This is a genomic window from Peterkaempfera bronchialis (genome assembly GCF_003258605.2).
GTDB lineage: Bacteria > Actinomycetota > Actinomycetes > Streptomycetales > Streptomycetaceae > Peterkaempfera > Peterkaempfera bronchialis.
The window spans coordinates 4482295-4504769 of sequence record NZ_CP031264.1 but is presented as its reverse complement, the minus strand read 5'-3'; the positions used below and the strand labels follow the sequence as shown (position 1 = coordinate 4504769).

21 protein-coding genes and 3 tRNA genes are annotated in these 22475 nt (G+C 72.6%); 11 read left to right on the top strand and 13 right to left on the bottom strand.

All coding sequences use genetic code 11. The features are described from left to right. Nucleotides 1-41: 41 nt before the first annotated feature. Nucleotides 42-815: an SOS response-associated peptidase gene (locus C7M71_RS20105; RefSeq protein ID WP_111492371.1), complete on the bottom strand. Its 774-nt coding sequence runs from the start codon at nt 813-815 to the stop codon at nt 42-44. 305 nt (nt 816-1120) lie between these two features. Between C7M71_RS20105 and C7M71_RS20100 the strand changes: the two genes are divergently transcribed. From C7M71_RS20100 to C7M71_RS20080, 5 genes are all read left to right on the top strand, one after another. Further along, nucleotides 1121-1834 carry a M50 family metallopeptidase gene (locus C7M71_RS20100; protein WP_111492372.1) on the top strand — a complete coding sequence of 238 codons (714 nt, stop codon included), beginning with the start codon at nt 1121-1123 and terminating at the stop codon, nt 1832-1834. An 86-nt stretch (nt 1835-1920) separates the two neighbouring features. Further along, nucleotides 1921-3255, top strand: a complete 1335-nt coding sequence (aroA, locus tag C7M71_RS20095; RefSeq protein WP_111492373.1) for a 3-phosphoshikimate 1-carboxyvinyltransferase — start codon at nt 1921-1923, stop codon at nt 3253-3255. A 58-nt stretch (nt 3256-3313) separates the two neighbouring features. Then, entirely contained in the window at nt 3314-4369 is a 1056-nt protein-coding gene (rsgA, locus tag C7M71_RS20090; RefSeq protein WP_111492374.1) for a ribosome small subunit-dependent GTPase A, read from the top strand. A 92-nt stretch (nt 4370-4461) separates the two neighbouring features. Further along, nucleotides 4462-4785, top strand: coding sequence for a DMT family transporter (locus C7M71_RS20085; RefSeq protein ID WP_111492375.1), 324 nt, complete (start codon nt 4462-4464; stop codon nt 4783-4785). Nucleotides 4786-4955: 170 nt separating this feature from the next. Beyond that, on the top strand, nt 4956-5279 hold the full coding sequence (locus C7M71_RS20080) for a DMT family transporter (protein WP_111492376.1): 324 nt from the start codon (nt 4956-4958) through the stop codon (nt 5277-5279). A gap of 37 nt (nt 5280-5316) precedes the next feature. On the opposite strand, the gene C7M71_RS20075 is transcribed toward C7M71_RS20080, so the two are convergent. Further along, a complete protein-coding gene (locus tag C7M71_RS20075) occupies nt 5317-5820 on the bottom strand; it encodes a MarR family winged helix-turn-helix transcriptional regulator (protein WP_111492377.1) in 504 nt (167 codons plus the stop codon). A 138-nt stretch (nt 5821-5958) separates the two neighbouring features. Between C7M71_RS20075 and hisN the strand changes: the two genes are divergently transcribed. Both hisN and C7M71_RS20065 read left to right on the top strand, forming a co-directional pair. After that, nucleotides 5959-6753, top strand: a complete 795-nt coding sequence (hisN, locus tag C7M71_RS20070; RefSeq protein WP_111492378.1) for a histidinol-phosphatase — start codon at nt 5959-5961, stop codon at nt 6751-6753. 167 nt (nt 6754-6920) lie between these two features. Next, nucleotides 6921-7334 carry a CBS domain-containing protein gene (locus C7M71_RS20065; RefSeq protein ID WP_111492379.1) on the top strand — a complete coding sequence of 138 codons (414 nt, stop codon included), beginning with the start codon at nt 6921-6923 and terminating at the stop codon, nt 7332-7334. A gap of 218 nt (nt 7335-7552) precedes the next feature. Here C7M71_RS20065 and C7M71_RS20060 read toward each other — a convergent pair whose 3' ends face one another. Next, nucleotides 7553-9025, bottom strand: a complete 1473-nt coding sequence (locus C7M71_RS20060; RefSeq protein ID WP_407675924.1) for a catalase — start codon at nt 9023-9025, stop codon at nt 7553-7555. 123 nt (nt 9026-9148) lie between these two features. Here C7M71_RS20060 and C7M71_RS20055 point away from each other — a divergent pair, with 123 nt between their 5' ends. Further along, nucleotides 9149-9571 carry a Fur family transcriptional regulator gene (locus C7M71_RS20055; protein WP_111492380.1) on the top strand — a complete coding sequence of 141 codons (423 nt, stop codon included), beginning with the start codon at nt 9149-9151 and terminating at the stop codon, nt 9569-9571. Between the two features lie 44 nt (nt 9572-9615). On the opposite strand, the gene C7M71_RS20050 is transcribed toward C7M71_RS20055, so the two are convergent. From C7M71_RS20050 to C7M71_RS20030, 5 genes are all read right to left on the bottom strand, one after another. Then, nucleotides 9616-11421 (bottom strand): tetratricopeptide repeat protein, encoded by a 1806-nt coding sequence (locus C7M71_RS20050; protein ID WP_407675923.1) that lies wholly within the window; start codon nt 11419-11421, stop codon nt 9616-9618. Nucleotides 11422-11945: 524 nt separating this feature from the next. Continuing rightward, nucleotides 11946-12019, bottom strand: a tRNA-Met gene (locus C7M71_RS20045). Between the two features lie 114 nt (nt 12020-12133). Further along, nucleotides 12134-12207 (bottom strand) — tRNA-Met (locus C7M71_RS20040). A gap of 114 nt (nt 12208-12321) precedes the next feature. Further along, nucleotides 12322-12395 (bottom strand) — tRNA-Met (locus C7M71_RS20035). Nucleotides 12396-12462: 67 nt separating this feature from the next. Continuing rightward, nucleotides 12463-15414, bottom strand: coding sequence for a UPF0182 family membrane protein (locus tag C7M71_RS20030; RefSeq protein ID WP_229758815.1), 2952 nt, complete (start codon nt 15412-15414; stop codon nt 12463-12465). 167 nt (nt 15415-15581) lie between these two features. Between C7M71_RS20030 and C7M71_RS20025 the strand changes: the two genes are divergently transcribed. After that, nucleotides 15582-16142 carry a PPA1309 family protein gene (locus C7M71_RS20025; RefSeq protein ID WP_111492700.1) on the top strand — a complete coding sequence of 187 codons (561 nt, stop codon included), beginning with the start codon at nt 15582-15584 and terminating at the stop codon, nt 16140-16142. 64 nt (nt 16143-16206) lie between these two features. Here the strand turns inward: C7M71_RS20025 and C7M71_RS20020 are convergent, their stop codons facing one another. The 4 genes from C7M71_RS20020 to C7M71_RS20005 all read right to left on the bottom strand — a co-directional run bounded on the left by C7M71_RS20020 (nt 16207) and on the right by C7M71_RS20005 (nt 19308). Continuing rightward, nucleotides 16207-17271, bottom strand: a complete 1065-nt coding sequence (locus tag C7M71_RS20020) for a YlbL family protein (RefSeq protein ID WP_111492701.1) — start codon at nt 17269-17271, stop codon at nt 16207-16209. A gap of 59 nt (nt 17272-17330) precedes the next feature. Further along, on the bottom strand, nt 17331-17513 hold the full coding sequence (locus tag C7M71_RS20015) for a hypothetical protein (protein WP_111492702.1): 183 nt from the start codon (nt 17511-17513) through the stop codon (nt 17331-17333). Between the two features lie 127 nt (nt 17514-17640). Then, nucleotides 17641-18075, bottom strand: coding sequence for a molybdenum cofactor biosynthesis protein MoaE (locus C7M71_RS20010; protein ID WP_111492703.1), 435 nt, complete (start codon nt 18073-18075; stop codon nt 17641-17643). Nucleotides 18076-18129: 54 nt separating this feature from the next. After that, nucleotides 18130-19308 carry an SDR family oxidoreductase gene (locus C7M71_RS20005; RefSeq protein WP_229758814.1) on the bottom strand — a complete coding sequence of 393 codons (1179 nt, stop codon included), beginning with the start codon at nt 19306-19308 and terminating at the stop codon, nt 18130-18132. A gap of 203 nt (nt 19309-19511) precedes the next feature. On the opposite strand from C7M71_RS20005, the gene C7M71_RS20000 reads away from it, so the two are divergent. Together C7M71_RS20000 and C7M71_RS19995 are read left to right on the top strand one after the other, a co-directional pair. After that, complete coding sequence (locus tag C7M71_RS20000) at nt 19512-21044, top strand: zinc-dependent metalloprotease (RefSeq protein WP_111492707.1); 1533 nt, start codon at nt 19512-19514, stop codon at nt 21042-21044. Beyond that, nucleotides 21041-21616 (top strand): NUDIX hydrolase, encoded by a 576-nt coding sequence (locus tag C7M71_RS19995; protein ID WP_111492705.1) that lies wholly within the window; start codon nt 21041-21043, stop codon nt 21614-21616. Before C7M71_RS20000 ends, C7M71_RS19995 begins: the two co-directional genes overlap by 4 nt. Before the next feature lie 65 nt (nt 21617-21681). Here the strand turns inward: C7M71_RS19995 and C7M71_RS19990 are convergent, their stop codons facing one another. Beyond that, on the bottom strand, nt 21682-22329 hold the full coding sequence (locus tag C7M71_RS19990) for a M48 metallopeptidase family protein (protein WP_111492706.1): 648 nt from the start codon (nt 22327-22329) through the stop codon (nt 21682-21684). Between the last annotated feature and the right edge of the window lie 146 nt (nt 22330-22475).

Sequence of the window (22475 nt, the reverse complement as noted above, 5' to 3'; positions counted from 1 at the left end):
TCCTCTGCTCGGACTCCGCCCGGACTCCGCTCAGGCTCCACTCAGAAGAGCGTGGCGTCCCCCAGTGCCTCCTCGGCCGGGATGGGCTCGGTCAGCTGGGGGCCGTTGTTGCGGACATTGTTCACCGCGGTGGAGACCGGGTACGCGGCCAGCTTCCCGGCGAGCGGGGGCACCAGCAGCGCCCGCAGCTCGTCGGCGTCGCTGCGGCCCGGGTCCAGCCAGGCGTCGTACCCGGCGGGCTCCACCAGCAGCGGCATCCGGGGGTGGATGCGGCCCAGCGCGTCCTCGGCGTCGGTGGTGAGCACGGTGCAGGTGCAGAGCCAGGCGGCGGGGTCGTCCCCGGGGCGGGAGCGGTCGCGCCACCACTCGTACAGGCCCGCCATCGCCATCACCGAGCCGTCCGCCGGGGTGATGAAGAACGGCTGCTTGCGGGAGCTGCCCCTGGGCCCGTCCGGAGCGGTCTCCGGGGTGAACCACTCGTAGTAGCCGTCGGCGGGCAGCAGGCAGCGGCGGGAGGCGAAGGCCCGGCGGTAGGCGGGCTTCTCATGGACGGTCTCCGCCCGGGCGTTGATCATCTTCACGCCGGTGTCGGCCGAGGTCGACCAGGACGGCACCAGCCCCCACCGCAGCGTGTGCAACTGCCGCACCGGACGCGGCCCGGCATCCTTCACCGGCCGGTCCAGCACCGCCCAGACGGACTTGGTGGGCGCCACATTCCAGTCGGGCTCGACGGTCTCGGTGGGATCCCACTTCTCCACCTCGAACAGCTCGACCAGGTCCTCCGGCTTCCGGCTCGACGCATACCGGCCGCACATCGCAGCAACCACCTCTCACCCGGACACGGCAGCAGACTCCGCTGCCCATTCTGGACGCCACCGCCGAACGCGCGGTAGCCGTCCCGGCAGATGCGGCCCGGGTGGTGGCCGACCGGCCCGGACCATCGCCGCTGCGTCGCGGGGGCTGACCTGCCCGAAGCCGTGGTGCGCGGGGTGTGTGAGCCCCGGCCGCTGCGGGTCGGGGAGAACCGGTGGGTGGTCGTGGTTCGTCCTCGCGTGCGAAGCTGCCGGTTCACCGGGAGAGCGCCCGGGCGAGTCGGCAGCGTGGAGGCACGGCGGTAGAGATGGACGGACAGAGCATCGGCGACGCCTGGCACCACGTCGTGGGCACCCAGCCCGATCCGCCCGTGTGGCTGGTGGTGGCGACCGGGGCGGTGGCGCTGGTCGCGGTGCTGCCCGCGCCGCTGTGGCGGCTCAGCCGGGCCATCGTGACCATCGCCCATGAGGGCGGCCACGGCCTGGTGGCGCTGCTCACCGGGCGGCGGCTGTCCGGGATCCGGCTGCACTCCGACACCTCCGGCCTGACCGTCTCCTCCGGGAAGCCGACCGGGCCGGGCATGATCCTCACCGCCGCGGCCGGGTATCTGGCGCCCCCGCTGCTGGGGCTGGGCGGGGCGGCACTGCTGGCCGCCGGGCACATCACGGCGCTGCTGTGGACGGCGATCGTGCTGCTGGCCGGGCTGCTGGTGATGATCCGCAACGCCTTCGGGGCGCTGTCGGTGCTGGTCACCGGTGCGGCCTTCCTGCTGGTCTCCTGGTACGCGGGCGACCAGGTGCAGGCCGCCTTCGCCTACCTGGGGGTGTGGTTCCTGCTGCTGGCGGGCGTACGGCCGGTGGTGGAGTTGCAGCGCAAGCGCCGGTACGGGGGCGCACCGGACTCCGACGCCGACCAGCTGGCCCGGCTGACCGGGGTGACGGCGGTGCTCTGGGTCTCCCTCTTCCTGGTCACCGCGCTGGCCAGCCTGCTGGCCGGGGGCAGTTGGCTGGTCGGCCACTGAGCACGGCCCCGTACGGCGGCCCAGCGGACAGCCCAGCGGTTGGACAGGGCAGGAGCCGAAAGGCCCGGACCCTCTAGGCTTGCGCCATGACCGATGACCTCTGGCCCGCCCCGACCGCGTCTGCCGCCGTGAACGCGACCGTCACCGTGCCCGGCTCCAAGTCGGTCACCAACCGGGCCCTGGTGCTCGCCGCGCTGGCGGCCGAGCCCGGCTGGATCCGGCGGCCGCTGCGCAGCCGCGACACCCTGCTGATGGCCGCCGCCCTGCGGGCGATGGGCGTGGGCATCGAGGACACCGTGAACAGCGCCACCGGGGGCACCGGCGGCGGCGACGCCTGGCGGGTCATCCCGGCCGGGCTGCACGGCCCGGCCACCGTGGACGTGGGCAACGCGGGCACCGTGATGCGGTTCCTGCCGCCGGTGGCGGCGCTCGCCGACGGCCCGGTGCACTTCGACGGCGACCCGCGCTCCCATGAGCGCCCGCTGCACGGCGTGATCGACGCGCTGCGCGCCCTGGGCGCCCGGATCGAGGACGGCGGCCGTGGCGCCCTGCCGCTCACCGTGTACGGCACCGGCGCGCTGGACGGCGGCCCGGTCACCGTGGACGCCTCGTCGTCCTCCCAGTTCGTCAGCGCCCTGCTGCTCTCCGGCGCTCGCTGCAACCAGGGCCTGGAGGTACGGCACTCCGGCGGCCCGCTGCCGTCGCTGCCGCACATCCGGATGACCGTGGAGATGCTGCGGGCGGCGGGCGTCCAGGTGGACGCGCCCGAGGACGGCGGCGAGGCCGACGTCTGGCGGGTCACCCCGGGCGCGCTGCTCGGCCGCGACCTGGTCGTCGAGCCGGACCTCTCCAACGCCGCGCCGTTCCTGGCCGCCGCGCTGGTCACCGGGGGCCGGGTGGCCGTCCGCGACTGGCCGCTGCGCACCACCCAGCCGGGCGACCAGCTGCGGGACATCTTCACCCGGATGGGCGGCTCCTGCGCGCTGACCGACGAGGGCCTGGTCCTCACCGGCTCCGGCCGGATCCACGGCATCCAGGCCGACCTGCACGACGTGGGCGAGCTGACCCCGGTGATCGCGGCGGTGGCAGCGCTGGCCGACTCCGAGTCCGAGCTGTCCGGCATCGCCCATCTGCGGCTGCACGAGACCGACCGGCTGGCCGCGCTCGCCAAGGAGCTCAACGAGCTCGGCGGCGACGTCGCCGAGACCGAGGACGGCCTGCGGATCCGCCCCCGCCCGCTGCACGGCGGCGTCTTCCACACCTACGAGGACCACCGGTTGGCCACCGCCGCCGCCGTCCTGGGCCTGACCGTCCCCGGCATCCAGGTGGAGGACGTCGCCACCACCGCCAAGACCCTGCCCGACTTCCCCGGCCTGTGGACCGGCATGCTGGCCGGGGACGCCACCCCGGCGACCACCTGACCAGGGAGCCGCTGCCCATGACGCACCACCCGCACCACCCGAAGGTCTGACACCCCGTATGCGCCGTTACGGCAAGGACGCCGACGAGGACGACATCCGGGCCCGCCCCGGCCGCCGGAGCTCGCGCCCCCGCACCCGCACCCGCCCCAAGCACGAGGACGCCGCCGAGGGGACGGTCCTCACCGTCGACCGGGGCCGGCTCACCTGCCTGGTCGACCCCGGCACCCGGCAGGAGCGCGAGATCCTCGCCATGAAGGCCCGCGAGCTGGGCCGCAAGGGCGTGGTGGTCGGCGACCGGGTGGCGCTGGTCGGCGACCTGTCGGGCGAGCCCGACACGCTGGCCCGGATCGTCCGGGTGGAGGACCGCACCTCGGTGCTGCGCCGCACCGCCGACGACGACGACCCGTATGAGCGGGTGGTCGTCGCCAACGCCGACCAGCTCGCCATCGTCACCGCCCTGGCCGACCCGGAGCCCCGGCCCCGGCTGATCGACCGCTGCCTGGTGGCGGCGTACGACGCGGGCATGGAGCCGCTGCTGATCCTCACCAAGTCCGACCTGGCGTCGGCCGACCCGCTGCTGGAGATCTACGCACCGCTGGGCATCCGGCATGTGGTCACCCGCCGCGACGACCTTGGCGAGGAGGAGGCCGAAACGGTACGGCAGCAGCTGCGCGACCGGGCGACCGTCTTCGTGGGCCACTCCGGCGTCGGCAAGACCACGCTGGTCAACGCGCTGGTACCGCTGCACCAGCGGGCCACCGGCCGGGTCAACGCGGTCACCGGGCGCGGTCGGCACACCACGGTCTCGGCGCTGGCGCTGCGGCTGCCGCCGCCGCCCGGGGCCAAGCCCGGGTCGAAGCGGGCGCTCTCCCCCGGCTGGGTGATCGACACCCCCGGGTTCCGCTCCTTCGGCCTCTCCCACATCGACCCGTCCCGGGTCATCCTGGCCTTCCCCGACCTGGAGCCGGGCACGGTCGACTGCCCGCGCGCATGCAGCCACGACGAGCCCGACTGCGCGCTGGACGCCTGGGTGGAGAGCGGCAAGGCCGACCCGGCGCGGCTCTACTCGCTGCGCCGGCTGCTGGCCACCCGCGAGGCCCGCGAGGGCGACTGACCCCGGGCGTGCCGTGATGCGGGAACGGCATCCGTCTTGATCGAATGGTCCGGACGGACAGACCTGCGGGTGAACAGTCAGGGAGCGCGGCCATGGCATGGGCACTGGTGATCTGCGCCGGGCTGCTGGAGACCGGCTTCGCGGTCTGCCTCAAACTCAGCGACGGCCTCAGCCGACTCTGGCCCACCCTCGCCTTCGCCTGCTTCGCGCTGGGCAGCTTCGGGCTGCTGACGCTGTCGCTGAAGCATCTGCCGGTCGGCAGCGCCTATGCGGTGTGGACCGGCATCGGGGCGGCCGGCACGGCGGTCTACGGCATGGTCTGGCTCGGCGAGAGCAGCGCCGCCCTGAAGCTGGTCTCCATCGGCCTGGTACTGGCCGGGGTGGTCGGCCTCCAGCTCAGCGGCTCGGGGCACTGAGGTCGGCGTCGGGCCCTGCGTCGAGACCGGCCCGTGCCCCAATCGTGATCACCGCGCGGCGGGCGGCATGTGACCATCGACGCAGATGGGCAATCGGACCGCCGGGTGGGTAGGGAAACCCGGAGCGCGGCAGTGCCGGTCTGCCGGAACCGAACGTGGGGGATGCGTCGATGGCATGGCTGCTGGTGGTCTGCGCGGGCCTGTTCGAGACGGGCTTCGCGGTCTGCCTCAAGCTCAGCAACGGCTTCTCCCGGCTCTGGCCCACCGTCGCCTTCTGCTGCTTCGCGCTGGCCAGCTTCGGCCTGCTGACACTGTCGCTGAAGCACCTGCCGGTGGGCCCCGCGTACGCGGTGTGGACCGGCATCGGGGCGGCCGGCACCGCCACCTACGGCATGATCTGGCTGAGCGAGACCAGCTCGACGCTGAAGCTGGTCTCCATCGGCCTGGTGGTCGCCGGGGTGATCGGCCTCCAGCTCAGCGGCTCCTCGCACTGACCGGCCGCCGACCGGTCAGCCGGTCGGTCCCGATATGTCAGCCCTGGAGCGGGTCGCTGTTGGCGTCCCGCAGCACCCGCATCAGGGCGGCGAGCTGTTCCGCCCGGTCGGCTCCCAGCGGGGCCAGGAAGTGGCTCCGCAGCAGGGCCGCGTGCCGGCGGTGGCCCTCCTCGGCAAGGCGGGCGCCGCGCGGGGTGAGCACCGTATAGGTGACCCGGCGGTCGCTGGCGCACGGCTGGCGGTCGATCAGCCCGGCCCCCGCCATCCGGTCGGCGAGCTTGGTGAAGCCGCCGCTGGTGAGCGAGACGTCATGGGCGAGCCGGGTCATCGGCAGCTTGTGGCCAGGGGTGCGCAGCAGCCTCAGCAGCACCTCGAACCACGGGCCGGGCAGGTCCACCCCGGCCACCACGTCGACCCGCACCAGGCGCTCTGTGCGGACGTACCCCTCCAGCAGCGCTCCATAGAGGGTGACCAGATCGTGATCGGAGATGTCGGTCCCGGCCGAGCCACCGGCCGCCGGTCCCGCTGCCTGCTGTCCCATGGACCCACACTAGTGCCGCGCCCGCCGACCTTTGCCACGGCGCCGTCGGGGCGTCCGGACGTCCGATCGGACGGGACCTCGGCGTCCACCGTGCGAGCCGGGGTGCCTCCGGGACCGGAGGATGGCTACGGTGAGGCCATGCCCGACTACCACGACGACCTCCGTCTCGCCCATGTCCTCGCCGACTCGGCCGACTCGGTCACCCTGGAGCGCTTCAAAGCCCTCGACCTGAAGGTGGAGACCAAGCCGGACCTCACCCCGGTGAGCGACGCCGACAAGGCGGCGGAGGAGCTGGTGAGCAGTGTGCTCCAGCGTGCCCGGCCGCGCGACGCCGTGATGGGCGAGGAGTTCGGGCGGCGGGGCAACGGGCCGCGCCGCTGGGTGATCGACCCGATCGACGGCACCAAGAACTATGTGCGCGGAGTGCCCGTGTGGGCGACCCTGATCGCGCTGCTGGAGCTGGGACCGGACGGCGAGCAGCCGGTGGTGGGCATCGTCTCGGCCCCGGCGCTGGGCCGCCGCTGGTGGGCGGCGCGCGGCGCGGGCGCGTACAGCGGGCGCGATCTGACCCGGGCCAGCCGGATCAAGGTCTCCCAGGTGTCCCGGCTGGAGGACGCCTCGTTCTCGTACTCCTCGCTGTCGGGCTGGGAGGAGCGCGGCCGGCTGGAGCCGTTCCTGGACCTCACCCGGTCCTGCTGGCGGACCCGTGCATACGGCGACTTCTGGTCGTACATGATGGTCGCCGAGGGCGCGGTGGACATCGCGGCCGAGCCCGAGCTGTCGCTCTGGGACATGGCGGCGCCGTGCATCGTGGTGCAGGAGGCCGGCGGGCGGTTCACCGGGCTGGACGGGGTGGACGGGCCGGGCGGGGCGGATGCGGCGGCGTCCAACGGGATCCTGCACGGGGAGCTGCTGTCCCGGTTGAGTGTGTGAGGCCGGCGGGGCGTCCGTAGTGCCGGGATGGTGCCGGATCGTCCCGAATGTGCGCAGACCCTCTAGTCAGGTGCGGATGGGCATGTGAACATGGACATTCCGGAGCTTGTGAATATGTGAACGGATTCTCGAGCTCGCCGCCCTCCCGTCCAGGAGGTGGTCTGCACGTGCTCGTCCGCGACGCCATGAGTTCGGTGGTGCTCACCATCGGCCCCGCCCACACCCTGCGCCATGCCGCCCGGCTGATGTCGGGGCGCCGCATCGGTGCCGCTGTCGTCCTCGACCCCGACACGTACGGGGTCGGCATCCTCACCGAACGGGACATCCTCAACGCCCTCGGCCGGGGGCAGGACCCCGACACCGAGGCCGCCCACGCCCATGTGACCACCGACGTCGTCTTCGCCTGCCCGGACTGGACCCTCGACCGGGCCGCCTCCGCCATGGTGCGGGGCGGCTTCCGACATCTGGTGGTGCTGGACGGTACGGAGGTGGTCGGCATCATCTCGGTACGCGACATCGTGCGGTGCTGGGTCGGCGAGGGCCGGGCGGTGGAGGCCGGGTCCACGGCCGTGCCCGTCTGAACCACCCCGACATGGGTGCGGGCCCCGGGACCGGTGCTCCGCCCGATCCCAGGGCCCGCCGCTCACGGGGGCTGCGGCTCAGCCACGCCCACCCTCAGCGGATCGCGCTCCCTCGGCCACGCCGCACCCTCAGTGGGTCGCGCTCCGCTTCGCCTCCGCTACGGGCGGGTGCCGCCTCCCTCCTCCGTCGGTCGGCAACCCCCACCCTCCGCTGCGGCTCAGCTACGCCGCTCCTTGACCGCCGCCTCCAGACGCTTGCCGAAGTCCGCGTCGGCCTGGCGGAAGTTGCCGACCGCGCGGTCGACGATGTCGTCGCGGTCGGCGGAGACCCCGGACAGGGCGTTGGCCAGGTTGGTGACCAGGCGCTCCTTCTCCTCCTCCGACATCAGCCGGTAGAGGTTGCCCGCCTGGACGAAGTCGTTGTCCTCGGCGTGCCTCGGGGCCTCGTGGTTGCCGGTGGGGCCGGCGACCTCGGTGGCCGCCCAGAGCGGCCGACCGGTCTGCACCGGGCCGCCGAAGCTGTTGGGCTCGTAGTTCTTCCGGCGGCCGTGGCGGCCGTCGTAAAGGTAGCCGTCGCGGTGGTGGGTGTTGGCCTCGGTGGCGTGCGGGCGGTTCACCGGCAGCTGGTCGGCGTTGATGCCGACCCGGTAGCGGTGGGCGTCCGCGTAGGCGAAGAGGCGGCCCTGGAGCATCTTGTCCGGGGACGGGCCGATACCGGGCACGAAGTGCGCCGGGGAGAAGATCGACTGCTCGACCTCGGCGAAGACATTGTCGGGGTTGCGGTTGAGCTCCAGCCGGCCGAACTCGATCAGCGGGTAGTCGGCGTGCGGCCAGACCTTGGTGAGGTCGAACGGGTTGAAGCGGTAGGTCGCCGCCTCGGCCACCGGCATGACCTGCACCGATACCGTCCAGGAGGGGAACTCGCCGCGCTCGATCGCCTCGCGCAGGTCGCGCTGGTGCGAGTCGGGGTCGGAGCCGGCCAGCACCGCCGCGTCCTCGGCGGTGAGGTTCCTGATGCCCTGGTCGGTCTTGAAGTGGTACTTGACCCAGAAGGACTCGCCGGCCTCGTTCTGCCACTGGTAGGTGTGCGAGCCGAAGCCGTCCATGTGCCGGTAGGAGGCGGGTATGCCCCGGTCGCCGAAGAGCCAGGTCACCTGGTGGGTGGACTCCGGCGACAGGCCCCAGAAGTCGAAGACGTTGTCCGGCTCCTGCGAGCCGGTGTAGGGGTCGCGCTTCTGGGTGTGGATGAAGTCCGGGAACTTGCTGGCGTCCTTGATGAAGAAGACCGGGGTGTTGTTCCCCACCAGGTCGTAGTTGCCGTCCTCGGTGTAGAACTTCAGCGCGAAGCCGCGCGGGTCGCGCACCGCGTCCGCCGAGCCGAGGTTGCCCGCGACGGTGGAGAACCGCAGAAACGTTTCTGTCTGCTTGCCGACCTCGGAGAGGAAGCGCGCCCGGGTGTACCCGGTGACATCGGCGGTCACCGTGAAGGTGCCATAGGCCGCCGCCCCACGGGCGTGCACCACCCGCTCCGGGATGCGCTCGCGGTTGAAGTGCGCGAGCTTCTCGAAGAGGTGCTGGTCCTGGATGAGCAGCGGGCCGCCGGGGCCTGCCGACTCACTGTTCTGGTTGTCCGCAACGGGCGCACCCGCTTCGGTCGTGAGGGTGGGGCGCAGCTCGTCCTGGGCCGTCACTTCGAGCACCTCCGCAGTGGTTGATCTCGCTGACCCGATCCTACATTGGACAAAGTCCAAGTCAACATCCGAGCCAAGTCGCGACCTATTACGGGTTCGGACACCCCCTGGTATCCTGGCGGCATGAGTGACCTGCTGGAACGACTGAGGAGCCGAGGCTGGCGGCTCACCGCTCAGCGGAGGGTCGTGGCCGAGGTGCTCGACGGCGACCACGTCCATCTGACCGCTGACGAGGTCCATGCGCGGGCGGTGGGGCGGCTGCCGGAGATCAGCCGGGCCACCGTCTACAACACCCTGGGCGAGCTGGTGACCCTGGGCGAGGTGCTGGAGGTCAGCACCGACGGCCGGGCCAAGCGCTACGACCCCAATGCGCACCACGCCCACCAGCATCTGATCTGCTCACGCTGCGGCACCATCCGCGATGTCCATCCGACCGGCGACCCGCTGGCGGCCCTGCCGACGGACGAGCGGTTCGGCTTTGTCGTCTCCAACGTCGAGGTGACCTACCGGGGCATCTGCCCGGACTGCGCCGTCGGCGCCGCCTGAGCCGCGCGTCCAGGCTTCGCACGCCCCGTCAGGCTGCCGCCCCGTCAGGCGCTGAGCTCGGTGTTCAGCGCCTCCAGCAGCCGCCCGGCCCGCTCCGCGACCTCGGCCGGGCCGTACTCCGCCGCCCGCAGGCACCAGTTGCGCGCCTGGGTGAGTTCGCCCCGGCGGGCCGCGATCAGCGCCAGCCGCAGGGCGGCCCGGCCGTGGCCGGCGTCGGCGGCGCGGGTGTACCAGAGCGTCGCCTCCGCCTCCGCGCCCTCCCGGGCCAGCAGCAGGCCCAGGTTGAAGGCAGCGCTGCGGCTGCCGCCCTCCGCAGCCCGCCGGTACCAGCCCTCGGCGGCATCGGTCGCGCCGCGCGCCGCCGCCCGTACGCCCATCCGGACCTGCGCCCGGCCGTGCCCGGCCTCGGCCGCGACCGCGTACCAGTGCTCGGCCTCGTCGTCCGCGTCGCCCTGCCGGTCCAGCAGCGAGCCCAGCCGGAACGCGCCCTCCGCCGAACCGCCCTGGGCGGCCTGCCGGTAGCGGTGCACGGCGGCGCCCAAATCGCCGCGCCGCTCCTTGGCGACGGCCAGTTGCAGGGCGGCCTCGCCATGGCCCTCGGCCGCCGCGCGGGCGTACCACTCCTGGGCCTCGTGCTGCTCGCCCCGGCCGGCGTACAGGATTCCCAGGTTGAAGGCGGCGTCGACGCTGCCGGCCTCCGCCGCCTTGGAGAACCAGGGCGCGGCGCCGGACGGGTCGCCGTGCTGGAGCAGCAGCACGGCAAGGGCGTTGCACGCCTCCCGGTGGCCGGCGTAGGCGGCCCGCCGGTACCACTGCTCGGCCTGCCGCTCCCGCCCGGCCGCCGCGCAGAGCAGGCCCAGGTTGAAGGCGCCGTTGTGGTCGCCGGCGTCCAGGGCGGCGCGGTACCAGTGCTCGGCGAGCGCCGTCTCGCCACGGTTGGCGTGCAGCGCGCCGAGCGCGTTGGCGGCATTGCCGTCGCCGCCCTCGGCGGCCTCCCGCCACCACTCGGCGGCGGCCTCCGGGTCGCCGGAGTCGCGCAGCAGGAAGCCCAGCGCGCAGGCGGCGCGCGGCTCCCCGTTCTGCGCCGCCTGCCGGTACCAGCGGGCGGCCTCCTCCCGCTCGCCGCGCTCCTCCAGCAGCACTCCGAGCCGCAGCGCCGCCCGGGAGTGGCTGCGGGCGGCGGCGGTGCGGTACCAGGTCTCGGCGGTCTCCCGGTCGCCGGCCGCCTCCCGCATCCGGGCGAGCCGGTAGGACCCCTCGCGGTGACCGGCCTCGGCGGCGATCCGGAACCAGCGTTCGGCGCGGACGTCGCGGCGGTGCTCCAGCAGGTCGGCGAGGGCGTAGGCGCCCAGGGTGTGGCCGTGCTCGGCGGCGAAGTGCAGCCAGTACTCGGCCCCGGACTCGTCGCCGTGGTCGCGCAGGTGCAGGCCGAGCGCATGGGCGGCCGGTGCGCTGCCTGCCACGGCCGCCTCACGCCACCAGTGGGCGGCCTCCTCGCGGTGGCCGCGCCGGTGCAGCAGTACGGCCAGGTTGTTGGCGGCGGCGCGCAGCCCGGCGCCGCAGGCCCGCCGCAGGTGGGGCTCAGCGTCGGCCAGGTCGCCCCGGCGCAGCAGCATGGCGCCGAGCAGGCTGGCGGCGCCCGGGTCCCCGGCGGCGGCGGCCTCCCGGTAGCGGGCCTCCAGGGCGGCTTCCTCGCGGGCGGCCAGCGCGGCTTCGAAGCTGCCGTCGGTGCGGTCGGCGTCCTCGGTCGGCTCGGGGGGCTCGGCCGGCTCCGCTGCCCGGGGGCGTCCGGGCCCTGGAGCGCCCGGTCGGTACGGGCGGGGGCGGGTCGGCGGGGAGGGCGGGCGCACGGTCGGGCAGCGGGTGGCGGGGCGGGGCGAGCAGCGCCACCGTACGGGCGGCCGGGAGGTGGACCAGCGCGTCGGCGCCGGTGCGGGAGACGGTGTCCATGCCCGTGTCCGTGCCCGTGTCCGTGTCGCTGTCGATGCCGCGGTGTCCGGTGCCGGTGTGCCGGGTGCCGGTGCGCTGGGCCGGGAGCGCGCCGGAGGGGTTCTCGTCGGAGCTGTCGGCGAAGACGGCGGCGAGCGTGTCCGCAAGCCGGCTGAGCAGGGTTCCTGCACCACCCGCCGCTGTGCGCTGCTGCCCGTTCACCACCCTTGCACCGTCCCCCATGAGACTCATCGTCGCACCACCCGCAACCCGCGTACACCTGGTATACCGCAGCTCGTGATGTTACTTCAGCGTTTTGTCGACTTCCCGATAGATCCACTGTGCAAACGCCTGCACGGCGGGGCGGGACGAGGCGGGACCGACTGCCGCTGCCGACATGACGAAGGGCCCGCAGCCTGATCGGCTGCGGGCCCTTCGTACGGAGTAGCGGGGACAGGATTTGAACCTGCGACCTCTGGGTTATGAGCCCAGCGAGCTACCGAGCTGCTCCACCCCGCGTCGTTGTGCCTCTACCGTAGCACGTACCGGGCCCGGATCACGAATCGCTTATCCCGGAGGTACGGAACGGAAAGCAGAAGGCCCGATGCGTGTGCACCGGGCCTTCCTACAGAGTAGCGGGGACAGGATTTGAACCTGCGACCTCTGGGTTATGAGCCCAGCGAGCTACCGAGCTGCTCCACCCCGCGTCGTTGTGTCTCAACCGTAGCACGTACCGGGCCCGGATCACGAATCGCTTATCCCGGAGGTACGGAACGGAAAGCAGAAGGCCCGGTGCGTGTGCACCGGGCCTTCCTACAGAGTAGCGGGGACAGGATTTGAACCTGCGACCTCTGGGTTATGAGCCCAGCGAGCTACCGAGCTGCTCCACCCCGCGTCGTTGTGCCTCTACCGTAGCACGTACCGGGCCGGGGGCGTCCCACAGGACGCCCCCGGCCCCGCCGTCACGGCTTCCCGGTGGGGGTCGCCGAGGGCGCCGCCGACGGGGTGGCGGCCGGCTTCTCGGCCTGCACCGCCGCGTTCAGCGCGTCCTGGAGCTTCTTCTGCTCCTGGCCGTAGGTGGCCCAGTCACCGGACTTGAGGGCCTCCTGACCTGCCTCGAAGGCCTTCTGCGCATCGTCCAGCGCCTTCTGCACATCCGAGCCGGCAGGGACCGTCGGGGCGGTGCCACCGCCGCTGCCGGTGCTCGGCGGAGTGGTGGTGGTGCCGCCACCGCCGCCCTCCTGCTCGGGGCCGGCCTCGACCCCGAGCACCTGCTGCAACGCCTCCTTGAGAGTGTTCGCATAGGCGACGTTGTCACTCCCGCCGAAGACGGCGAGCACCTTCTTCAGCTGCGGGTAGTTGATTCCCTTGCCGCGGACGTAGACCGGCTCCACATAGAGCAGGCCGTTTCCGACCGGCAGGGTGAGCAGATTGCCGTACTCAAGCGTGGAATCGCCTCGCTTGAGGATGTTGATGTCATTGGCGATACGCGGATCGGAGTTGAACTTCGCCTGCACCTGCTGCGGGCCGGGAATGGTCCGGCCGCCGCTCTTCTCCGGCATGGTGAGAATGCTCATCCTGCCGTAGTCCGGGCCCGGATTGGCGTTCACCGCCATGAAGGCCGCCAGGTTCGGCCGGCTGGTCGGCACAAAACTGGTGGTGAGCGAGAAGGCCGTGCTCTCCCCGGGCATGCGCACCGTCAGGTAGTACGGCGGCTGGTCCGCGTGGGTGTCGCTGGTCGGGTCGGTCGGCACCTTCCACACGTCGCTGGAGGCGTAGAAGGCGGCCGGGTCGGTGACGTGGTAGCGGGTCAGCATGTCGCGCTGCACCTTGAACAGGTCCTGCGGGTAGCGCAGGTGCTGCATCAGGGAGGAGTCGATCGCCGACTTGGGCTTCACCGTGTCCGGGAAGGACTTCATCCAGGTCTTCAGCACCGGGTCCTGGTCGTCCCACTGGTAGAGGGTGACCTCACCGGTGAAGGCGTCCACGGTGGCCTTGACCGAGTTGCGGATGTAGTTGACCTGGTTGGCCTGGGCCAGCACCTCGCGCCCGCCGCTGGCGGTGAGCGAGTCGGTGGTGACGTCGCCCAGCGTGGTGTGCGAGGAGTACGGGTAGCCGTTGCTGGTGGTGTAGCCGTCCACCACCCACTTCACCTTGCCGTCCACCACGACCGGGTACGGGTCGCCGTCGATGGAGAGCCAGGGAGCCACCGCCTCCACCCGCTCCTTGGGGGTGCGGTCGTACATGATCTTGGAGCCGGAGGTGATGGCCCCGGAGTAGAGGATCTGCGGCTCGGAGAACTTCACCGCGTACGCGGCCCGGGTGAGCGGGTTGTCCAGCGACACCCCGCCGCTGCCGTCGTAGGTGTAGGTGACCTCCTTGCCGGCGTCGCTGTCGTAGTAGTCCAGCTCCTTGTTGGTCCCGCCGACGACGGAGTACTCGGTGGTCTTCTCGCCGTAGTAGATCCGCCACTGGGTGTCATTGGCGAACTGGCCCTTGGGCGGCAGGCCCGACTCGGTGAACGCCGGGTCGCCGTCGGGCGTGACGGTGTTGCCCTTGGCGGTCACGGCGGCATAGCCGTGGGTGTACTTGAAGTGGTCGTTGACCCAGTTCCGGCTGGGCACGCCCGCCAGGTTGAGCTCGCGCACGCCGATCACGGTGTCCTGGACGTCGTCGCCGGTCCCGTAGCGGTCGATGTCCAGCGGCGAGGAGAAGGAGTAGTAACCGCGCTGCTGCTCACGCTGGGTGAAGGTGGGCGAGACGATGTTGGGGTCCAGCACCCGGATGTTCTTCAGCGTGCCGGCGTCCTTGTCGAGCACCGACTTGTCGGCCTCGGAAGCGGCGGTGTACTGCTCGGACTTGGCGTCGGCGATGCCGTAGGCGGCTCTGGTCGCGTCGATGTTCTTCTTGATGTACGGCGCTTCCTTGGTCGCCTCGTTCGGCTTGACCTGGAACTGCTGCACGATCGTCGGGTAGAGCCCGCCGATCAGCAGCGCCGAGAGCACCATCAGGCCGAAGCCGGTCAGTGGCAGCGACCAGGTGCGCCGCAGCGGGGTGATGAAGAAGAGCAGCGCGCAGATGATGGCGACGATGAAGAGGATGTTCTTGGCCGGCAGGTAGGCGTTGGCGTCCACATACCGCAGACCGGCCCAGGAGTCGGTGTTCCGGATGGAGCTGGACTTGAGCGCCAGCCCGTACCGGTCCAGCCAGTACGCCACCGCCTTGAGCGCCACGAAGACGCCCAGCAGCACGGCCAGGTGGCCCTGCGCGGCGGTGGAGACCTTGCGGCCCGGCCCCTGGAGGCGCAGACCGCCGTAGAGGTAGTGCACCAGCACGGCGGCGAGCAGCGAGACGATGACCGCGCTGAAGCCGAAGTTGAGCAGGAAGCGGTACCAGGGCAGGTCGAAGGTGTAGAAGGAGACGTCCTTGTGGAACTGCGGGTCCGTGGTGCCGAAGGGCGTGGCGTTGACCCAGAGGAGCCAGGTGCGCCACTGGCCGGACGCCGAGGCGCCGGCGATCAGCCCTATCACGGCGGAGACGCCCAGCAGCAGCCAGCGCCGGAAGGGGGCGATGCCCATCCGGTAGCGGTCCAGGCTCTGCTGCTCGACCGACATCGCGCTCAGCGGCGGCCGCAGCCGGTGCGCGAGCCAGACGTTCAGCCCGACCGCGAGGGCCATCAGCAGCCCGAAGACGGCGAAGAGGCCGACCTTGGTCCACAGCCGGGTGGTGAAGACCGAGGAGTAGTGGAGCGACTTGTACCACAGCCAGTCGGTCCAGAAGCCGGCGAAGACGACAAAGAGCACCGCCAGCACCGCCAACACGGCGGCCGTCAGGAGCAGGGCGCGGGAGCGCCGGGTGGACGTGCCGGCTCTGAACCGGGGTCCGGAGGGTCCGGACCCTCCGCGGTCCGGCATCTGGAATACCAAGGTGCACACCTCTGTCGTCGTGTCCGGCAGGTCGCCTGCCGCCCGTGACGCCGTCTGGTCGACGTCAGATAGGCAACTTACCCGGCCTTTACCCGAGTTCCCGAGGGGGAGGACGGCATTGCCCCGGCCACCGCCGGGCGTGTGAGGATAGGCACATGTCCGAGCATCCCGACACCCCCGACGCGGCCCTGCCTCCCGCCGCGACCCCGCTGACCCGCGCCGTGCTGGAGATCGACGGCTATGCGGCCACCATGGGCTGGGACCTGCCCGCGCGGCTCTTCGCGCTGGTGGACACCGGCCGACTGCTGAGCAGCGAGCCCGCGCTGGCCGAGCAGCTGGGGCTGGAGGGCGGCGAGACCGGCGGCCTGACCCCGGTGGAGCAGGACGAGCTGCCGGACGGCATGGCGCTGGACGACTTCCTGGGCACCATCGCCTGGCCGGATGTGGTCTCCGGCTGCGCGCTGGTGGTGGAGCGGCTGATGCTGCCGCCGGGGGCCGAGGCCAAGCTGCCGGAGGGTACCGACCAGCGGCAGCTCGCGGCGTGGGTGGCGGAGCACCCGGAGCGCCAGGAGGTGCGGATCACCGCGGCCGTGCTGCGGGACGGCTCGCGGGAGACGGCGCTGCGGCTGCGCGCCAAGGACTCCGAGCGCGAGGTGCTGACCGGCGCCGAGCTGGTGCCGGGGCTCTCCGAGGCGCTGCTGGCGACCTTCGCCTGACCCGGCGGACCCAGTACCGAGTGGACCCGGCGGACCCAGTGGACCCGGCTCCGCTATGGGCCGGTCACCTGGTGCAGGACGGCAGCGCGGAGGTGTCGCCGGCCCGGATGGCGTCCAGTGCCTTGAGCGCGCTGTCCAGGGTCTTCACCTTCACCAGCGTGAGGCCGCCGGGGGTGTCCTTGGCGGCCTCCGCGCAGTTGTCGGCCGGGGTGAGGAAGTACTGCGCCCCGGCGTTGCGGGCGGCGATGGTCTTCATGGCGATCCCGCCGATCGGGCCGACCTGGCCGGTGTCGCTGATGGTGCCGGTGCCCGCGATGAACTTGCCGCCGGTGATGTCGGTGGGCTTCAGCTTGTCGATGATGCCCAGCGAGAACATCAGCCCGGCGCTGGGGCCGCCGACGTCCTGGAGGCCGATGTCGATGGTGAACGGGAGGATGTTCCGGGTGCCGGGCTGGATGCCGACCATCGCCCGGTTGCCGTCCGGCGCCTTGACGGTGGTGATGGTCACCTTCTTGGCGTCGCCGGCCGGCTTGCCGTCGGGTACCACGGTGAAGACCACCTGCTGACCCGACTTGAGCTTGGAGACCACCTCGGCGACCTGGTCCGGCTCGGTGATCACGGTGTCGTCCACGGCCTTGATGACGTCTCCGGCGTGCAGCTTGCCCTGCGAGGGCGAGCCCGCGATCACGGAGTCCACGATCACATTGGTGGCGATCTTGTAGCCGAGTTCGCGCAGCGCGGCCGTCTTGGCGCTGTCCTGGGAGGAGGCGAACTCCTCGGCGTTCTGCTGCTCCGCCTCCTCCTCGGACTGGTGGTTCGGGTAGAGGTTGTCGTGCGGGACCACGGTGACGTCGTCGCGCAGCCAGCCGATCACGACGGAGACCAGGCTCGGCTGGTAGTCGGCGCTGGTGACCTGGACGGTGGTCATATTGAGGTGGCCGGTGGTCGGATAGGTCTGCCGCCCGGTGATGCTGATCACCGCTTTGCCGTTCTGCTGCCCCAGCGTGTTGTAGGTGGGGCCGGGGCTCATCTCCGCGTACGGGACCTTCATGATCGGCAGCACGGAGGCGCACAGCATCGCTATCAGCAGCAGTGTGGCGGCGAGCATCGTCGCAGAGCGGCGTGGCATGCCACGACAGTACGGGACGGGAACGGGCCTGCGCGTCCCGGCCCGGTCACAGCCCGGTGTCAGCGGCGCTCGGCGGGCCCGGCGGGGGTGGTGCTGCGTTCCAGGGCCGCGCGGAACCGCTCGTAGTCGGCGAGTGAGGCTCCGTCAGCGGTCGCCTTGGGGGGCCGGGCGGCCCAGGCGGCCCAGACGGCGGCGACCAGCACCGCGATGACCGGAATGACCAACCAGGCGAGCGCGCCCATACCCGTACTCCCAGCTCATGATGCCTATGAGCAGATTATCCACTGGTCCGGTCGGCGCTGCGGGCGCCCCGGTCTCGTCGTTCGCCCGGACGGGTGACGGCCCCCGGGCGGGGCCGGTGCAGGGGGGTCAGCAGGCGCCGACCCACTCCTCCTCGCCGTCCGTGAACACCTGGTGCTTCCAGATCGGCACCTCGTGTTTGAGCTCGTCGACCAGCTGCCGGCAGGCCGCGAAGGCTTCGGCCCGGTGCGGGCAGGAGACGGCGACGATCACTGCCGTGTCGGTGACCGCGAGGTCGCCCACCCGGTGGACGGCGGCCAGCCCCAGGACCGGGAAGTCGGCAACCACCTTCTCCGCGACCCGGCGCAGCTCCCGCTCGGCGGAGGGGTGGGCGCTGTACGCCAGGGAGGTCACCGACCGGCCGCCGTCGTGGTCGCGGACGGTCCCCACGAAGACGGCGGTGCCGCCGGCCGCGGGGTCGCCCACCGCCGCGTACACCTCGTCCAGCGAGAGGGGGGTGTCGCGGATCGCGAGCAGGCGGATGGGGTCGGAGATCTCCGGCATGAGAGCCACGATACGTCCTCTGTGCGACCCGCCCCGGGACGATCCGGCCCCGGATCAGGCGCGTCGCCGCCTGCGGGCCCGGCGGACCAGTGCGGCGGTGCCCACCAGGGCGACCGTGGCCCCGGCAGCGCCCAGCGTGGTGGCGGCGTCCTTGCCGCCGAGGCGGCGGCCGGCCACCGCGTGGTTGCCCTGCACCTGGGCGAGCAGCTCGGCCAGCACCTCCTCATTGGAGTGGGCGGGGCGCCAGCCCGCCTCGTGCAGCCGGCTGCCGGACACCACCCAGGGGTACATGGTGTACGCCAGGTCCCCGGCCGGTGCCGGGGTGAGGCCCAGCCGGTGCAGCCGGGCGGCGGTGCCCAGCGCCAGCGAGGCGGGCAGCTCCATCCGGCGGATGCCGGACAGCTGCTCCACCTCCTCCTGCTCCAGCCAGCCGTCGCAGCCCACCGTGACCTCGCCCTCGACCTTGCCGAGGACGGCGTACTCCAGCGCCGACGCCAGGTCGTCGACATGGCAGAACTGCCAGCACGGCCGGGAGCCGGAGACCACCAGCAGCCGGGGCGCCTCGAAGTGCCGGGTGAGCACGGTGTCCACGCCGGGGCCGACCACCACCGCCGGGCGCAGCACGGTGACATTGAGGCCCGGGTGGGCACGCGGGGCGCGTCGGCCCAGCCGCTCCACCTCCAGCAGGTCGCCGACCAGCGACGCCTCCTCGGTGGCCCGCAGCTCGGCGTCCTCGGCGAGCGGCACCTCGTTGTCCGGCAGCGCGCCGTAGACCATCGCGGAGGTGCAGAGCACCACCCGGTGCACCCCGGCGGCGGCGGCAGCGGTCAGTACCGTCTGGGTGCCGCGCACGTTGTAGGCGGAGCGGGCCCTGGGGTCGGACTCCATGCCGAGGTCCAGGGCGAGATGGACCACCACGTCGACGCCGCGCAGCCGGGTCGAGACGGCCGGGTCGCGGACGTCCAGCACCCGCCAGTGCACCCCGGGCACATCGCCCCGGCGCTCGTCGATGGCCAGCACCCGGCGCACCCCCGGCGAGTCCACCAGCCGGGCGGCCAGCAGCCGGCCGAGACCGGCGGCGGCGCCGGTCACGGCGACCACCAGAGGTCTGCCGTCGTACGGCACCGCGACGGCGGCCGGGCGGGCTTCGCGGCCGGGTTCCTCGGACGGGGCGGCGGAGCCTTCCCCGTCCCCGGTCAGCCCAGAGCGAACGTCCGAAGGCGGGGAACTCACCGGCCATCCTCCACGGTTAGTTTTGTTGCGTACGTACGTGTGCCACGTACCGACCATCCTGCCCGAGGCGAGGGCATGGCGGTGCACCCGGCACGGGTGGGCCGCCGAGAGGCCGTCCGCACCGCGACCGGGCCCGCTCGACCTCGGACGGGTTCAGACGCCCGCCACAGCACCCAGTGACGGCCGACGAGATCGAGGAACTCGTGAGCGACATCCCCTTCGGATTCGGTGTCCCCCCTGAGGAGCCCGAGGACGGAAAGCCCGGCAAGGGCGGCGAGGGGTCCGGCTCCGGTCAGGGCTCCGGTGGCAAGGGCGGCTCGGGCGGCTCGGGGCAGGGCTCCGGCGGCACCCCCAACCCCTTCGGCTTCGGCGGCAACCCGTTCGGTGGCATGTTCGGCATGGGGGGCGCCCAGGGCGCCGGCTCGGCCGACAACCCCTTCGCGGCGATGCTCGGCGGCGCCTTCAACCCGGCGGACCTCGGCGCCGCCTTCCAGCAGCTCGGCCAGATGCTCTCCTTCGAGGGCGGCCCGGTCAACTGGGACCTGGCCAAGGACATCGCCCGGCAGACCGTGGTCACCGGGGACGCCGAGGGCGGCGGCAAGGACCGCTCGGTGAGCAGCGGCGAGAAGGCCGCCGTGGCGGAGGCGGTCCGGCTGGCCGACCTCTGGCTGGACTCGGTGACCGACTTCCCCTCCGGTGCGGGGACCGCCGTGGCCTGGAGCCGGGCGGAGTGGATCGAGGCCACCATCCCGGTCTGGAAGGACCTGGTGGACCCGGTCGCCGAGCAGGTGGCGGGCGCCATGGGCGGCGTGGTCCCGGAGGAGATGCAGGCCATGGCGGGCCCGCTGCTGGGCGTGATGCGCAGCATGGGCGGCGCCATGTTCGGCACCCAGCTGGGACAGGCGCTGGGCGCGCTGGCGGGCGAGGTGGTCGGCTCGGCCGATGTCGGCCTGCCGCTGGGCCCGGCCCGGCAGGCGGCGCTGCTGCCGCAGAACATCGAGCGGTTCGGCGCCGGGCTGGACATCCCGGCCGAGGAGGTCCGGCTCTACCTGGCCCTGCGCGAGGCCGCCCACCAGCGGCTCTTCGCCCATGTGCCATGGCTGCGGCAGCACCTGTTCGGCGCCGTGGAGTCCTACGCCCGGGGCATCAAGGTGGACACCGCGCGGCTGGAGGACATGGTCGGCCAGCTGGATCCGGCCAATCCCGAGGCATTGCAGGAGGCGCTTCAGGGCGGGGTCTTCCAGCCGGAGGACAGCCCCGCGCAGAAGGCCGCGCTGGCCAGGCTGGAGACCGCGCTGGCGCTGGTGGAGGGCTGGGTGGACGCGGTGGTGCACGCCGCGGCCGCACCGCATCTGCCGCACGCCGCCGGGCTGCGCGAGACGCTGCGCCGCCGCCGGGCGACCGGCGGCCCGGCCGAGCAGACCTTCGCCACCCTGGTGGGCCTGGAGCTGCGGCCGCGCCGGCTGCGGGACGCCTCCCGGCTGTGGGCGTCGCTGGCGGACGCCCGGGGTCTGGAGGGGCGGGACGCGCTCTGGAGCCACCCGGACATGCTGCCCACCGCGTCCGACCTGGACGACCCGGACGGCTTTGTCCACCGCGAGGAGCTGGATATGAGCGGGTTCGACTTCTCCGACCTGGAGAAGGGGTCCGACGGCAGCGAGGGCGACGGGACGGACGGCACGGGGCAGGACGGCAAGGGGCAGGACGGCAAGGGAAAGGGCGAGCCCACCGCATGACGCTGCACGACGACGCCGTACGGGTGCTGAAGGACTGGACGGCGCCGGACGCGCCCGACGGCGCGCAGGAGCAGCTGCGGCTGGACTACCTGGACCATCTGGTCTCCCATCGGGACGGCCTCTGGCGGTCCTGCCTGCCCGCGCACCTCACCGCCAGCGCCGTGGTGGTGGACCCGGTCCAGGGGCGGGTGCTGCTCACCCTGCACCCCAAGGTGGGCCGCTGGCTCCAGATGGGCGGCCACTGCGAGCCGGAGGACGGCACGCTGGCGGCGGCGGCGCTGCGGGAGGCCACCGAGGAGTCCGGCATCCCGGGGCTGCGGCTGCTGGGGGACGGCGGCGGCGGGCCGATTCCGGTGCGGCTGGACCGGCACCGGGTGCGCTGCACCGGCCGTGGCCGGCCGGAGAACGTCCATCTGGATGTGCAGTATGTCGCGCTGGCCCCGGCCGGTGCGGAGGCGTCGATCAGCGAGGAGTCGCTGGATCTGCGCTGGTTCGGCTATGGGGCGCTGCCGGAGCTGACGGATCGTTCGGTACGGGAACTGGTGGCGCTGGCCCGGCGGACCACCGGCTGAGGCGGGGCATCGGCCGCAGCCCTCGCAGCCTCCGCAGCGGAGCGCGCTGCGGGGGCTGCGGCCGGTCAGACGCAGTCGTCGTGCTGCGCGGGGTCGTCGTGCCGTGCGAGGTCCGACGGCCCCGCCTCGCCGCCCCGCTCTCCCGGCAGATGGGGCAGCCGGGCGGCGGCGACCACCCCCTCCAGATAGCCGCGCGCCCGCTCGGTACGCGGATAGGCGTCCAGCAGGGCCCAGAAGCGGGGGCCGTGGTCGGGCACCAGCAGATGGGCCAGCTCATGCAGCAGGACGTAGTCGACGACGTACTCGGGCATGCCCTGCAACCGGTGAGAGAGCCGGATGGAGCGCTCGGCGGGGGTGCAGGAGCCCCAGCGGGTGTTCTGGTTGGTGACCCAGCGGACCCGGTCGGGCACCGCCCTGCCGCCGAGGTACCGGTCGGACAGCTCGCCGGCGCGGGCCGCGAGGGCGTCGTCGCCCAGTGCGCGCCTGCTCTCCTGGGCCGCGAGCTTGTCCAGCATCAGCGCCACCCAGCGCCGCTCCTCCGCAGCCGACATCCGGGCCGGGATCAGGACGACGGTGCGGTCGCCCTCGCGGTAGGCGGAGACGGTGCGCCGACGGCGGGCACTGCGGCGCACCTCGACATCGGACGGCTGCGCCGGTCCGTCGGGGGCACGCCGACGCGGCGTCGCAGAATGGGAGTCCCGTTCGGCTGCCACGGCGACGACGTTACCTGCTGGGGGTGCAGAAGTCCCCTGTCCCGGCCGGAATCCGGTCTCGGGCAGGACACGGTTGTCCACAGGCCGCAAGAAGACGATCGGATGATCTCCGTGGGCTGTGGACGACCGGCTTTCCCCTTCCGCCC